We start from the raw sequence: 14,225 nt of genomic DNA, 5'->3' as shown, positions 1-14,225 counted from the left end.
TAAAAGTCAATGATGAGAATAAAGTCTATATTGGTTTCTCAACCAGCGCCTAGTGAGTCTTCTCCATATCTGGATATAGCGAAGAAGGAAAAAATAAAGATTGATTTCCGTCCATTTATCCACGTCGAAGGGGTTGACAATAAAGAGCTCAGAACACAGAAAATAGATCTGACGCAGTATACCGGTATTATTTTTACCAGTAAAAATGCGATTGACCATTACTTCAGGCTAGCAGAGGAATTGCGTTTTGCCGTTCCGGATACGATGAGATACATCTGCCAGTCGGAAGCAATTGCCAACTATCTTCAAAAGCATATCGTGTACAGAAAAAGAAAAATCAGCTTTGGGGAGAAGAACTTCTCAGACCTGCTTCCTCTTTTCAAAAAATTCCCGACTGAAAAATATCTGCTGCCATCTTCAGATGTTTTGAGTCCGGATATTGTAAAAACCATGGATGCATCTAATGTAGACTGGACAAGAGCAATTATGTACCGTACCGTATGCAGCGACCTTACAGATATCAATGTCAAAGATTATGACATGCTGATTTTCTTCAGTCCGCAGGGAATAAAATCGCTACAACAAAATTTCCCTGACTTCAAGCAGGATGAAACAAAGATCGGAGTTTTCGGAAACACGACTTTGGCAGCTGCAGAAGAAGCAGGATTAAAAGTAGATTTAATGGCACCTACGAAGGAAACTCCTTCTATGACAATGGCCCTTGAAAAGTATATTAAAGCACTTCACAAATAGTCTTTAATTATAAAAATACAATGAACCATCTTTTCAATAAAGGAAAGATGGTTTTTTTTTACCTAAATTTGAACAAAAATTAATATTGAAAGGATTTCTGCTTAAATTACTTACTTTCAGAAGAAAAAAGTATAAGAACATTCTATTCAATAAAAAAATAAAAATACCCCGGATGAAAGCTCCACAGGCAAAAAAAATTGAAAAAATACTAGAAAAACACGGCGATAGAAGAACTGATAATTACTTTTGGCTGAATGAAAGGGAAAACCCTGAAGTCATCCGATACATTGAGGAGGAAAATGCCTACGAAGAATTCATCATGAAAGATACGGAAACTCTTCAGGAAGAGCTTTTCGAAGAGATGAAGGCCCGCTATAAAAAGGATGATGAGTCTCTGCCTTATTTCTTTAATGAGTACTGGTATATTGTGCGTTATGAAGAAGGCAAAGAATATCCTATCTTCTGCAGAAAGTATAAAAGCCTTGAGAATGATGAGGAAATTGTACTCGACGTTAATATTCTGGCAGACGGCAAAGAGTTTTTTGAAGTAGGAAGTGTAGCAGTAAGCCCCAGTAACGAACTGGCCTCTTTTTCTTCAGATGATGTAGGAAGAAGAATTTATACACTTAATTTTAAAAATTTAAAGACAGGAGAAATTTTGCCGGATACGATCCCTAATACCACAGGGAAAGCTGTTTGGGCGAATGATAACCAGCATATTTTTTACATCAGAAAAGACAAAAGTCTTCGGGCATTTCAGGTATACAGACATCAGCTGGGAACAGATTCAGTGGAAGATGTTCTGATCTTCCATGAAGAAGATGAGACTTTTGATGTCAATGTATTTAAGACAAAATCATTAGAGTATATTTTCATTGCAAGTTCAAGCACTATTTCGGATGAACATCGTTTTATTCCTTCAGACAATGTATTTGCAGAATGGAAGGTGATCCAGCCAAGAATAGATGATCTTGAATATTCAGTAGAGCATTATAAAGACGAATTTTATATCATTACCAATGCGGATGATGCGATCAATTTCAAGATTGTAAAGACAAAGATTGATAACTGCGGTATGGAAAACTGGGTTGACGTGATTCCGCACCGTGCAGAAGTTTTACTGGAAGGTTTTGAAATTTTTAAAGATTATCTGGTTCTTGAGGAAAGAGAAAGAGGATTGCTTCAGATCAAAATCATTGATGAGAAAACACAGGAATCTTACTACTTACCTTTCTCCGATCCTACTTATACGGCTTATATCGGGATCAATCTGGAATTTGATACGGAAATTTTACGCTATGGATATACTTCTCTTACACAGCCTAGTTCCACATATGAGTACAACATGAAGGAAAAGACGACAAAACTTCTGAAACAACAGGAAGTTTTGGGTGGAAAGTTTGCTCCTGAAAATTATATTTCGGAGAGAATCTGGGCAGATTCAAGAGATGGAAAGACAAAAGTTCCTATTTCCCTGGTTTATCATAAAGACACTAAGAAATCACCTGACACTCCCCTTCTTTTATATGGATATGGAAGCTACGGACATACTGTTGATGCCAGCTTTTCCAATGTAAGATTGTCTTTGCTGGATAGAGGATTTATTTATGCTATTGCTCACATCCGTGGTGGAGAATATCTGGGAAGAGAATGGTATGAAGACGGAAAGATGTTGTTTAAGAAAAATACATTCTTTGATTTTATTGACGCAGGAAAATACCTGATCAGAGAAAATTATACTTCATCAAAACACATGTATGCGATGGGAGGAAGTGCCGGCGGACTGCTGGTAGGTGCTGTGGTAAATTATGAACCTCAGTTATTCAACGGAATTGTGGCACAGGTACCTTTTGTAGATGTTGTTACAACGATGCTGGATGATACAATCCCTTTGACAACCGGAGAATATGATGAATGGGGAAATCCAAATGACGAGGAATATTACCATTATATGAAAGACTATTCTCCCTATGATAATGTAGAGGCTAAAGATTATCCTCACATGCTGATCACGACAGGATTTCATGATTCTCAGGTACAGTATTGGGAACCTGCAAAATGGACGGCAAAACTGAGAGAATTAAAAACAGATAATAATATTTTAGTCTTCAAAACCGACATGAGCTCCGGACACGGAGGGGCAAGCGGAAGATTTGAATCTCTGAAAGAAGATGCACTGGAGTATGCGTTTCTGTTAAAGATAAATAATAATTCATAAATGATAAATGATGGATAGCCCGGATTATAATACAATTTTTGCTCTTAAAACAAAGCAGCTAGCCATCATGATCATTAAAGAATTTTCTAAACTTCCACCTAATGAAGCCTTTTCTGTGATCAGAAAACAAATATTCCGGTCTTCTACTTCTATGGCTGCTAATTATAGAGCTATGTGCAGAGCAAGATCAAAAGCTGAGCGGTTTTCTAAAATATCTATCGTGATTGAAGAAACTGATGAAACTTTGTTTTGGCTTGAAATGTTAGAGGAACTGGAATATGTTCAAAAAGAAATTATAGCAGATATAAAAACAAAAACTGAAGAAATACTGAAAGTAACTTCTTCCTATAGAAAAATGCTAAAGAACTAACTTTATCATTGATCAACTATCATTTATCATTTAAATATATTATGAACGAATCCGAATATTGGAAAAAAATAGAACAGTTCTTCGAAGATAATTTTCAGACTGAGAAGAATCCGCCCATTGAAACCCTCTTATTTCTGATAGGGTTGCAGGAGCTGGGAAGCGGCCAGCAAAAATATACAAAAGAAGACAAAGTAAACCTGATTCATATTGCAGTCTGCAGATTGCTTGAGCCTTTTGGATATTATAAATTTACCCACTATGAAGACGGATGGCCCCACTTTGAAACTGTGGAAGAACTTCCGGAACTCAAACCTAATGAGCAGACTTTGCTTATGAAAAAGGCGATTATCCAGTATTTTCAGGAAGAAGAACTGATCTAAGCCGTAAATGCATCAATTTAGAGTTTTGATAAAAATTCCATGTAATAATTATCAAAACCTATCCAAATAACATTACTTTATTAACGAAATAGAGACAAGCCAAAAACTTGCCTCTATTTTTTTAAACAAAATCAATATGGCTATTTAAATTCTAAGTAAAAATTTAAACACTTATTTAAATTTTAAACCAATTCATTTCCAGGTCATTATCAGAATCCTTTCTTACAAATAGAACGTTTCTCACATAATATTTCTCATTTTGATTGGATGGTACCACATGAGAGTTGTATTTTAGTCACACTAAGACCACATTCTTTTGGCCCTTTTCTGCGGCCAATTTCCCTCAGATATTATGGTCATTTCTTCAAGATGTATAAGTCTGAAAAAACAACAAAGCAAATGATAACTCCGGTTCACATAATGAGTCGGGGAGGATAAAATTTGAATAAAAACTACACAAACCAAACAATTGAAAAACGATGTATTTCGAAAAAATTCTTCTGAAAAAAAACAGATTAAAATTTAAATAGAAATCAAACCATGAAAAAAATTAACACCTCTTTGATGTTGATCATTGTTAATTTAGCCTTTTCACAAGTAGGGGTTTCCAAAAACCCCACTGTTGAAATTCACAACAAGGCTATTTTACAGATAGACGGGAAATATGGGGGTAAAAATTTTGGTATGATGCTTCCTGAAGTATCTTCTCCAGACAATCTTCCTCTCTATGCACCAGCTGCCTCTGATCCAGAAATGACAGGGATGATGATGTTTGAAAAAACACATGCCACTTTTTACTCTTATGACGGAGCAAAATGGAACAATGAACCTACTGCTGCAGATTTCAAGATGAAGCAGTCCAGGTTTTTGTCTAATGCTGATGAAGAAATCAGTGTCGTTTGTGTTCTTCTCGGATGTGGAAGACATGTGGGGCTTGGGTTCAGTGCGCCTGTTGACGGGCAGAAATCTTACAACAATCTCGGTATAATAAGAGAAACTGCGGTTGTTCCGGGAGGAGGACTCTATACAGACCAGAGTTTTGACAATGCAAAATTCGTTATTAATCAGGCAGGTGTTTATGACATTTACTTAAATGTACCCTCCAAAACAGGAGGTGCCGTTTCTTTGACCAGCGGTCCGCAGTATCAGTTAAGAGCTTATCTTAAGCAGCCTGACAACAGTTTTAATGAAGTCAAACTAACCACCTTTTCGCCTGATTATTACGGAATCCTGGGAATTGGCGGAGATACCAACACGGCGGCATTTACAACAACCCGAATCCGATTGAATCCCGGTGATTATATTGTTTCCAGAATTCAATCTCCTCTTGCCACAGTATCTGTAGTTGTTACCTTAACTGCTGCTACAAATACTAATATCGCCTCATTCTATCCAAGAGAAATAATATTTACCAAAGTAAGTGATTAAGATGACAAAGAAAGCAATTGCACTCAACATATTAACTTTAACAGCCCTGGGAAGCCTGGGATATGCTCAGGTAAAAATGGGTGACAACCCGGAAAAAATTCATACAAGAGCCCAGTTACAGGTAGAAAGTAAGACAAAGGGAATCATACTTCCTGTTGTCGAAAATCATACCGAATTGCCTAATTATAATGCCTCTCATCCGGATTTATATGAGAACAACCCTAGTGATAATGGACTGGTATTTTATAACAAAGAAATAAAAGACGTTGTAAAATATGACGGCTACCGATGGCTGGCAGTTACCGAAAGGAGTATTAAAAATTATAAAAATCTAAGTATCCTGGGATCAAATGCAGCTGATCTGACTGTTGCCAATGTACTGGGAATTACCGGACGCCCCACTCTACAGTTCAACATTTTAAATGATGCTGACAGAAATAACATCAATAACCTTGGGCTTACTGTAAATAGCAATGGCGAGATTACCATTCCTTCTGATGGTTTTTACAGAATTAATCCTTCCGTAAAAACAAGCAGTGCAGGCGGTCTCTCTGTAGGAAATGCAGCTACAATTGTATCCCTGCAGGCGCTCTATGTAAATGCATTAGCAGATGGCTGGCAAAAAATTCATGAAAACAGTTTCTTACTTTATGGATTGGTGGTTACAGCAGGCAGCTCCAATTCTGTGAACAGCTTTTCTACCACCAAATATCTTCATGCAGGTGACCAGATCCGCCTAAGAGGCGGAATTCAGGCTGACACGGGTTTGAACCTCGGAACCGGAGTAAATTTTAAAATGAATGATAAAGACACTTATATCTATATCGAAAAACTGAACTAATATGATAAAGAAAACATATATATTCACACTTTTACTGATAGCATCAATATCCTTTTCTCAAGTCACAGTAGGCAGTAATGCAAGCTCAAGTGCCAATGCAATGTTCAGTGTAGTCAATAAGGAAGATAATGCAGCAAAATCTAAAGGGATGATGATCCCGACAGTAAATTATGAAACTGAACTACCTCTTTACAATGCCATTCAGCCAGATCACTTCAATGATGACCCAGGCATGCAGGGAATGATCTTATACAGAAAGGACATCAAAAGAGTGGTTGTCTATGATGGTGAGAAGTGGAAACCCACTTTTTATGAAAGCGGAGGAAGAACAACCCGCGCCAGTATGAATCCTGCAATGGCAGAAAGCGACTTCCCTTCTGTAACCTGTGTGCTTATCGGATGTGGAGAAAAAGATGTCCCGTTCGGATTTTATGACAATACACAGGATATGGATAAACTTGGGATCATTAATCCGCAGGGGATCGTAAATAGCAATTTCAACAACTTTACTTTTAAAGAATCAGGGCTCTACAGGGTGCTGATTAGTTTAAAAGTAAAAACTTCAGGGATACATGTCAGCCCGCCAACCATTTCTTTCAGAGCTTTGAAGAACGGAAATGTGCTTGCGAGAAATGATATTGCTTTAAATGAAGCCATATTAATTACTGCAGGAGCAAACAGGGTGGGAACCATGGAGTTTCTGTCTATGTTTGACAAAGGAGATCAGTTGAAAGTTCAGGTTTCAGGAGGAGTTTCTATTCTGACTGTGGCTGATGTCTATAAAATTGTTCCTACAGACGGAACTTTTATCAGTATAGAAAAACTGTAATTCAATAACAGAATAATAAAGAGGATGTTCATTGTAACATCCTCTTTATATAGTATAAAAATCTTTGTTATCATTACTTTTACATTTCAAAATCTTCAGATGGAAACTGTTTTACATTAACCTATTAATTCTTCCAATTGATTCAGTCCCATTTTAAAGCCTTCTTCAAATCCCATATCCATAAGCTTTTTCATCACTTCAGGAGAATGGTAATGGATATTGATGGTTACTTTAGTTCCTTCCTCCACTCCGGTAAAGCCAATCAGCCATTTTGACCTTGGGAAGTCTTCATTGATATTCCCTTTTTCATCACAGAAAGCACTCATCCAGTCAAGACTTCTGTGTTCTGTAATTTCTCCATATTGAGTTTGAGCATACATAGGTCCTTTTTCACCGTTCGGACCTACCATTGTGTACATCCAGATACCTCCTTCCTTGAAATCCTGACTTACCGTTTCACATTTCCACGGTTTAGGTCCCCACCATTGATCCAATAATCTTGCTTCTGTAAAATAGTTCCATACGGTTGAAACATCAGCCTTAAAAATCTTCATAACATAAGTACTTGATGCATCAAAATCTTTGTTGAAAATGATAGTAGATTCCATATATATTTATTTTTATTAAAGTTAGCATTTTATTTATTGAAAGGACTTTTCATATGACAAGTAAAAGATAATTCATAAATAATTGTTAAAAAACACTCTTTTAAGAAAAAAAAAACAATTTTTTGGCTCGTTTTTTGTTTATGTACTCTTAAAAAAATTAATTTTAACATTCATTTTTCCAAAACATATATATTTTAAATAATGAATAACAAATTCATCCCAATAATTTCAGTGTTTATGACGATCTCACTGATTGTCTTTGTAACGCTCCAATTTTATTGGTTGAAAGGCTATTACGGCGTACTGGAACAGGATTTTTCAAATAAAGTGTATGCGGTTTTGGAAAGTACTTCAAAAAGTATTGAAGAGATTGAAGCTGACAAATACCTGAATCAGGATTATAAAGATTTCAGAAAAAATATTCTTGCGAACAGCAAACAGCCATCTTTAACTACCATTCAGCAAGTAGAAGACTCCGGGACTCAAAGACAGATTATTTATTCCAAAAATATTATTGAAAAAACGCAGCTGCCTATTTCTCAAAAAGGAGATTCTATCAAGCTGACTACATTGTATACAGACGAAGCTGCTTATAAAATAAAAAGAGATACCACCAATCGCGAACTTTTAACGCAAGATATCAATCAGGAGATTGAGACGGGAGATTATTCCATGAAAGAGTTTGTGAAAGTATATGGAAACAACCTTCCTATTACTAAAAGAGTAGATCCGAAAACTCTTGACTCCGTTATTGCCAAAGAACTGAAAATAAGAGGTATCACTGCCAAGTTCGGATATGGAGTTCTGGATCGTAATAATAAGCTTACAAGCATTGCGAATAAGGCTTATAAAGAAAAGAAAGACAGTAATACCTACAGCTTTCCTCTTTTTGCCGATAAGAAAAATACTTTATACAGCCTTGCCCTGGTATTTCCTAAAAAAGAATATTCCCTGGCGATGAATAACTGGCCGATGCTTTTGGGAACATTCCTTTCTCTCCTTACCATTCTTGGGATTTATATTATTTCCATCAATTATATGATGAGGCAGAAAAAACTTGCTGAAGTAAAAACAGACTTCATCAACAACATGTCCCACGAGTTTAAGACGCCATTGGCAACTATTTCTGTTGCAACGGATTCATTGGCTAATGACAAAATTGCCACCAATCCGGATAAAGTAAAATACTATTCCGAACTGATCAAGCAGGAGAATTTAAGGATGAAAAAACAGGTGGAAAATGTACTTAACATGTCCAAGCTTGAGCGAAATGAAGTGGAATTATTTTTAAAAGAGACCAACGTAAGAGAGCTGATCAAAAAAACAACAGAATCTTTCAATCTGATTGTACAGCAAAGAAACGGAACCCTTACGCAGAAGTTCACGGCCACTCAGTATAATTTTAAAATAGATGAATTCCACATCTCCAATATGCTGGTCAACTTACTGGATAATGCCAATAAATATTCTCCTGAAGCACCGGAAATACATGTGGAAACAAGAAATGAAGGACACTGGTATGTGATTGAAATTTCCGATAAAGGAATGGGAATGGATACACAGAATAAAACCAAAATTTTCGAAAAATTCTTCAGGGAAGAAACCGGAAATATTCACAACGTAAAAGGCCAGGGATTAGGTCTTTCTTACGTGAAGAAAATTGTAGAACTGCACAAGGGACAGATTATTGTAGACTCTCATAAAGGAAAAGGAAGTACGTTTACGATAAAACTGCCGATGAGCTAGAAAAATAAATGATAGATGATAAGCGATAAATGATACCGATCTCTTTCACATCAGTTATCAATGATCATTCATCAATTATAAAGTTAAACCAAATATCAAAATATAGAAGATAGAGTGAGGAAGTTCATTCTTAATTGTTAATTTTTAATTATTAAAATTATGAGCAACAGAATATTATTAGTAGAGGACGATCAGAGTTTCGGGGCGGTGCTTAAAGATTATTTGACCATCAATAATTTTGAAGTGACTCTTGCCACTGACGGGGAGCAGGGACTTAAAGAATTTACAGAAAATGAATTCGATATCTGCATATTTGACGTAATGATGCCTAAAAAAGACGGATTTTCATTAGCGGAAGACGTAAAAAAGATTGATAAAAATACACCTATCATTTTCCTTACTGCAAGAAACATGAGAGAAGATATCCTGAAGGGATATCAGTTAGGTGCTGATGATTATATTACAAAACCTTTTGATACTGAGCTTCTTTTATACAAAATAAAAGCAATTCTTCAGAGAAGTTCTACCTTGGAAAATGAAGAACAGGAGCAGTTCAAGATCAGCAATATTTTCTTTGATTCTATGCTGAGACAGCTGAAAGTAGGTGATAAAGAATATAAACTTTCTCCTAAAGAAAATGAATTATTAAAACTTCTTTGCATCCACAGAAATGATTTCATGCCGAGAGACCTTGCTTTAAGAAAGATCTGGAAAAAAGAAAATTATTTTACAGCAAGAAGTATGGACGTTTATATTGCCAAGCTTCGTAAGTTGTTAAAAGACGACGAAGGATTGGAAATCATCAACGTTCACGGAGAAGGATTTAGACTTTTGGTAAAAAATTAATCCAAAAATCAAATTATAAGTATAAAATTAGCAAAACAATTGAAAATGTTTTGCTAATTTTGTTTCATACCCATGGATATGAAGAATACATTTATAGGTTTGATTGCCGTATCACTCTTAGCCGCATCCTGTAAAAAGGATGAAAGAGCTACTTACTTAAAAGAAGAAGCCAACGCTGGTCAGCCCAACGTAGCTCTAAATACCACCTCAAAAACCGCTCTGATGGAACAGGCAGGCATCCAGTCCAACGCTGCTCCTGCTCCTATGGCTACAGCTCCGGGAATGAATCCTCCACACGGGCAACCGGGGCACCGATGCGATATTCCGGTAGGACAACCTTTGAATGGGCAACCTTCCGCAGCTGCTCCTGCAACACAAAATGTAAATGTGAGCGGGGGCAATACCATCCAGATTGATCCAAATGCTATATCACCGGGAAAAATCACCCTTGATAATAACGGGAAACAGATAAAAACCGCACCAGGAATGAATCCTCCACATGGACAGCCTGGACACCGATGCGATATTCCTGTAGGACAGCCCTTAAACAGTAAGCCAGCTCCTGCGCCACAGGCAGTGCAAAATGCAGTTCAAGCAGCTCCAAGTCCGGCTCCTGCACCTGCAGCACAGAATCTCGCAATGGGAGAAAAACCGAAACTGAATCCCGCTCATGGTGAGCCATGGCACAGCTGTTCTCTAAAAGTTGGTGATCCTTTACCATAAATTTTGTATTTTTGCACAGATGAAGCTGTTTCACATACTTGCCATAGTTTTTTGTCTGGGAGTTTTTCTGATTCCCAAGGACTATTTCTATGCGCAGGAAATGCAGGAAACATGCTGTAAAGCAGAATCTTCCAAGAAAATGGACTGCTGTAAAAATCATTCTTCAAAAAAAGACAGCAAACATGATAACACAAAATCATGTAATGACGACTGCTGCTCATCATGCATTGCCTGCTATACTTTTATTGAAACCCCTTTTTCAAAAAATCTACGTCTGGAACTGTCTTATTACAAAGCGAATAAGAATCCTCAGTTTCAATATGCAGATCCTTATCTTTCAGACCGTTTGAAGGAAATCTGGCAACCACCCAAGATAGGTTAATTAAATAGCATGGGTTCATTATGCCTTATAATGAACTGTTTTTTTAATTAATTAAAACTTTAAACAAAATGAAATTATATATTTCCAGGTTCATACTTGGTGCATTATTCCTATTTACACAATATATATCTGCTCAGACACTTTCAAAAAATCAGTTCAAGGTAAAAGGGAACTGTGAAATGTGCAAAACAAGAATTGAAAGTGCAGCAAAAAAAGCGGGTGCCAAAACAGCCGTTTACTCTGTTGATTTTCAAACACTAACCCTAGAAACAGATAAGGTATCTTCTGATGATATTCTGAAAAAGGTAGCAGAAGTAGGACATGACAATGAGAAATTCAAAGCTTCTGATACAACCTATGAAGGACTTCCGGGATGCTGTCATTACGACAGAGATCTGCAGCCTTCCCAGACAGAAACCCATCATAAGCACCATGCAGATGCTACTATTTCCCCTAAAAAAGAAAATGAATTCTACGTAAGAGGAAACTGTGCTTCATGTAAAGCCAGAATTGAAAAAGCATCCAAAGATGCCGGTGCCGATACTGCAGAATGGAATGCTGAAAAGCAAACGGTTACTTTACATTTTGATCCTTCAAAAACTTCATCAGATAAGATTTTAAAGGCTACTGCTGATGAAGGACATGATAATGAAAAATATAAGGCTTCAGATGCTGTTTACAATAGTCTTCCGGGATGCTGCCTCTATGACAGGAATTTTACTTTTGGTGAACCCAATCCAAAAATGCATTACGAAGAAGAAACAAAACATGAAGATCGTAAAGACAATGAGACTTCATCTGATAAAGAAGATCATTCCCAGCACGAAAAAAGTATTGATGGTGTTGTGGTAACGGGTTCTAAGGCAGCAACAGCTTTAAGTAAGAAAGAAGCCGGACTTGTTTTTAATATTGATAAAAAAGAGCTGTTAAAGGCAGCTTGCTGTAATCTGTCTGAAAGCTTCGAAACCAATGCAACGGTAGATGTTTCTTTCAGCAATGCAGTTACGGGAACAAAACAGTTGAAAATGCTTGGGTTGGATCAGAAATACACGAGTTTGACAAAAGAACAGCTACCTGAGATCAGAGGTCTGGCTTCTGCCTATGGCTTAAATTTTATCCCGGGAAGATGGATTGAAAGTATTCAGCTTACCAAAGGAGGAAGTACCGTAACAAACGGTTATGAAAGTATCACAGGACAAATCAATACTGAGCTTTTAAAAAATGCCAAGACGCCTGAAACATCACTGAACCTTTTTTCTGACTTCAATGGAAGAGCGGAAATCAATATCACCAATGTTTCTCCTATCAACGATAAATGGTCGCAAACCTTTCTTCTTCACGGCAACGGAACATTTGGAAATACGGATATGAATGATGATGGTTTTCTGGACAGACCGAAAGGAACACAGATCAATGCAGCTTATTTGCTTAATTATAATGATCTTGAAAAGTCAGGATTCGGGTCTCATTTTGGAATTAATTTTATCAGAGATGAAAGAACGGCAGGACAAATTGGTTTTGATAAAAAACTGGGTCAGGACAAACAGCCTTTTTATGGGGTTGGAATCGATATTTCAAGATTCCAGGTCTGGAATAAAACAGGGTATGTTTTTAAAGGAAAACCTTACCAGAGTATCGGATGGATGAACCAGTATGTTTACCATCAGCAGGACAGCTTCTTTGGATTAAGAAATTATGCGGGACAGCAGCATACATACTATTCCAATTTAATTTTTGAAAGCATCATCGGAAATACCAACCACAAGTACAAGGCTGGTGCAAGTTTCTTATATGATGGTTATAAAGAAACGTATTTGCTGGATGATATGAGAAGAAATGAAATTGTGCCGGGCATTTTTGCTGAATATACTTTAACTGGTTTAAAATATAGTTTAGTAGCAGGTTCAAGAGTTGATTTCCACAACCTGGCAGGAACACAGTTTACGCCAAGATTGAACTTTAAATATGACTTCACACCTCAGACAATTTTAAGACTTTCTGCGGGAAGAGGTTTCAGAACAGCAAATGTATTTGCGGAAAGCCAGCAGTATTTTGCTTCCAACAGAGCGATTAATATTCTACCTAACGGAGGAAATATTTATGGATTAAGACCTGAAATCGCATGGAATTATGGAGCGAGTTTACAACAGGAATTTAAGTTATTCGGAAGAAAATCGAGCATTGTTGCAGACTTCTTCAGAACAGATTTCCAGGATCAGGTATTGGTAGATCTGGACAGATCTCCTCAACAGCTGACATTTTATAATCTGGATGGAAAATCTTTTGCGAATTCATTCCAGACCCAATGGGATTTCATGCCTGTCAAAAACCTTGAAGTAAGACTGGCTTATAAATACTATGACGTACAGGCAGATTATATCGGTGGAAGAAGAGAAGTTCCTTTTATGGCGAAGCACAGAGGGTTTGTGAATCTGGCCTATTCAACCAATAAAAATGATAATGGCGGATTCTGGAGTTTTGATACGACTTTAAACTGGGTTGGAAAGCAAAGACTTCCTGATACTTCAACGAATCCGGCAGAGTTTCAGTTACCGACGTATTCAGAATCCTATGCAGTTCTTAATGCTCAGATCTCAAGAAATTTCAATAAAAAGATCAGAGCTTATGCAGGAGGAGAAAACCTTACTTCTTACTATCAGAAAAATGCGATTGTAGATTTTAAAAATCCTTTCGGAAGCTATTTTGACGGAGGAATGGTATATGCTCCGATTATGAAGGCCAACTTCTATGTGGGACTGGATGTGACGTTTTAAGGCGGGAAGATGGAAGAATGATGCTGGAAGTGCTAGCCGGTAGAATTCTTATTTAGGAATAAATTACTGATTTATACTTTTCTGAATAAACAAAACCTTATAGGTTTCAGAAACCTATAAGGTTTGATTATTACCATACGCAGGTAAAATTGCCTCTAATAACGAAGGAAATCCAAGAGTTATGAAAACTTACAGAAACTCCCCTCTTCCAGCCTCAAGCTTCCTTACCAATAAAAAATCCGCTTCAATTTGGACTGCCCCCAAAAAGTTAGACACTTTTTAGGGGCATTTTTTTATGTATAGAAAGGAAAAATTTAGCGTTGCTTT

13 protein-coding genes are annotated in these 14,225 nt (G+C 36.9%); 12 read left to right on the top strand and 1 reads right to left on the bottom strand.

Translation table 11 applies throughout. The annotated features are described in order from the left end of the window. The first annotated feature begins 12 nt into the window (after nucleotides 1–12). The 7 genes from AC59HC_RS03825 to AC59HC_RS03795 all read left to right on the top strand — a co-directional run bounded on the left by AC59HC_RS03825 (nucleotide 13) and on the right by AC59HC_RS03795 (nucleotide 6,819). Nucleotides 13–753, top strand: coding sequence for a uroporphyrinogen-III synthase (locus AC59HC_RS03825; RefSeq protein ID WP_034691594.1), 741 nt, complete (start codon nucleotides 13–15; stop codon nucleotides 751–753). Nucleotides 754–925: 172 nt separating this feature from the next. Beyond that, nucleotides 926–2,971 (top strand): S9 family peptidase, encoded by a 2,046-nt coding sequence (locus AC59HC_RS03820; protein ID WP_496558033.1) that lies wholly within the window; start codon nucleotides 926–928, stop codon nucleotides 2,969–2,971. A gap of 7 nt (nucleotides 2,972–2,978) precedes the next feature. Then, on the top strand, nucleotides 2,979–3,341 hold the full coding sequence (locus tag AC59HC_RS03815) for a four helix bundle protein (protein WP_238349662.1): 363 nt from the start codon (nucleotides 2,979–2,981) through the stop codon (nucleotides 3,339–3,341). 41 nt (nucleotides 3,342–3,382) lie between these two features. Further along, nucleotides 3,383–3,721, top strand: a complete 339-nt coding sequence (locus AC59HC_RS03810; protein WP_202841781.1) for a hypothetical protein — start codon at nucleotides 3,383–3,385, stop codon at nucleotides 3,719–3,721. A 540-nt stretch (nucleotides 3,722–4,261) separates the two neighbouring features. Beyond that, complete coding sequence (locus AC59HC_RS03805) at nucleotides 4,262–5,149, top strand: hypothetical protein (RefSeq protein ID WP_202841782.1); 888 nt, start codon at nucleotides 4,262–4,264, stop codon at nucleotides 5,147–5,149. Nucleotide 5,150: 1 nt separating this feature from the next. After that, nucleotides 5,151–5,990, top strand: a complete 840-nt coding sequence (locus AC59HC_RS03800) for a hypothetical protein (protein WP_202841783.1) — start codon at nucleotides 5,151–5,153, stop codon at nucleotides 5,988–5,990. Nucleotide 5,991: 1 nt separating this feature from the next. After that, nucleotides 5,992–6,819: a hypothetical protein gene (locus AC59HC_RS03795; RefSeq protein ID WP_202841784.1), complete on the top strand. Its 828-nt coding sequence runs from the start codon at nucleotides 5,992–5,994 to the stop codon at nucleotides 6,817–6,819. A gap of 116 nt (nucleotides 6,820–6,935) precedes the next feature. Here AC59HC_RS03795 and AC59HC_RS03790 read toward each other — a convergent pair whose 3' ends face one another. Then, entirely contained in the window at nucleotides 6,936–7,427 is a 492-nt protein-coding gene (locus AC59HC_RS03790) for an SRPBCC family protein (protein ID WP_496558032.1), read from the bottom strand. Between the two features lie 201 nt (nucleotides 7,428–7,628). Here AC59HC_RS03790 and AC59HC_RS03785 point away from each other — a divergent pair, with 201 nt between their 5' ends. The 5 genes from AC59HC_RS03785 (at nucleotide 7,629) to AC59HC_RS03765 (ending at nucleotide 13,898) form a co-directional block, all read left to right on the top strand. Further along, nucleotides 7,629–9,173, top strand: a complete 1,545-nt coding sequence (locus AC59HC_RS03785) for a sensor histidine kinase (protein ID WP_062673264.1) — start codon at nucleotides 7,629–7,631, stop codon at nucleotides 9,171–9,173. 159 nt (nucleotides 9,174–9,332) lie between these two features. Continuing rightward, the gene (locus AC59HC_RS03780; RefSeq protein WP_002982671.1) at nucleotides 9,333–10,019 is read left to right on the top strand and encodes a response regulator transcription factor; all 687 of its coding nucleotides are present in this window, start codon (nucleotides 9,333–9,335) and stop codon (nucleotides 10,017–10,019) included. 78 nt (nucleotides 10,020–10,097) lie between these two features. After that, the gene (locus AC59HC_RS03775) at nucleotides 10,098–10,742 is read left to right on the top strand and encodes a hypothetical protein (RefSeq protein WP_238349663.1); all 645 of its coding nucleotides are present in this window, start codon (nucleotides 10,098–10,100) and stop codon (nucleotides 10,740–10,742) included. Nucleotides 10,743–10,761: 19 nt separating this feature from the next. Beyond that, a complete protein-coding gene (locus tag AC59HC_RS03770; protein WP_411414190.1) occupies nucleotides 10,762–11,124 on the top strand; it encodes a hypothetical protein in 363 nt (120 codons plus the stop codon). Nucleotides 11,125–11,192: 68 nt separating this feature from the next. Beyond that, on the top strand, nucleotides 11,193–13,898 hold the full coding sequence (locus tag AC59HC_RS03765; RefSeq protein ID WP_496558031.1) for a TonB-dependent receptor domain-containing protein: 2,706 nt from the start codon (nucleotides 11,193–11,195) through the stop codon (nucleotides 13,896–13,898). The last annotated feature ends 327 nt before the right edge of the window (nucleotides 13,899–14,225 follow it).

The organism is Chryseobacterium sp. DZ-32, from assembly GCF_059587025.1.
This window is presented reverse-complemented; position numbering and strand designations above follow the sequence as displayed.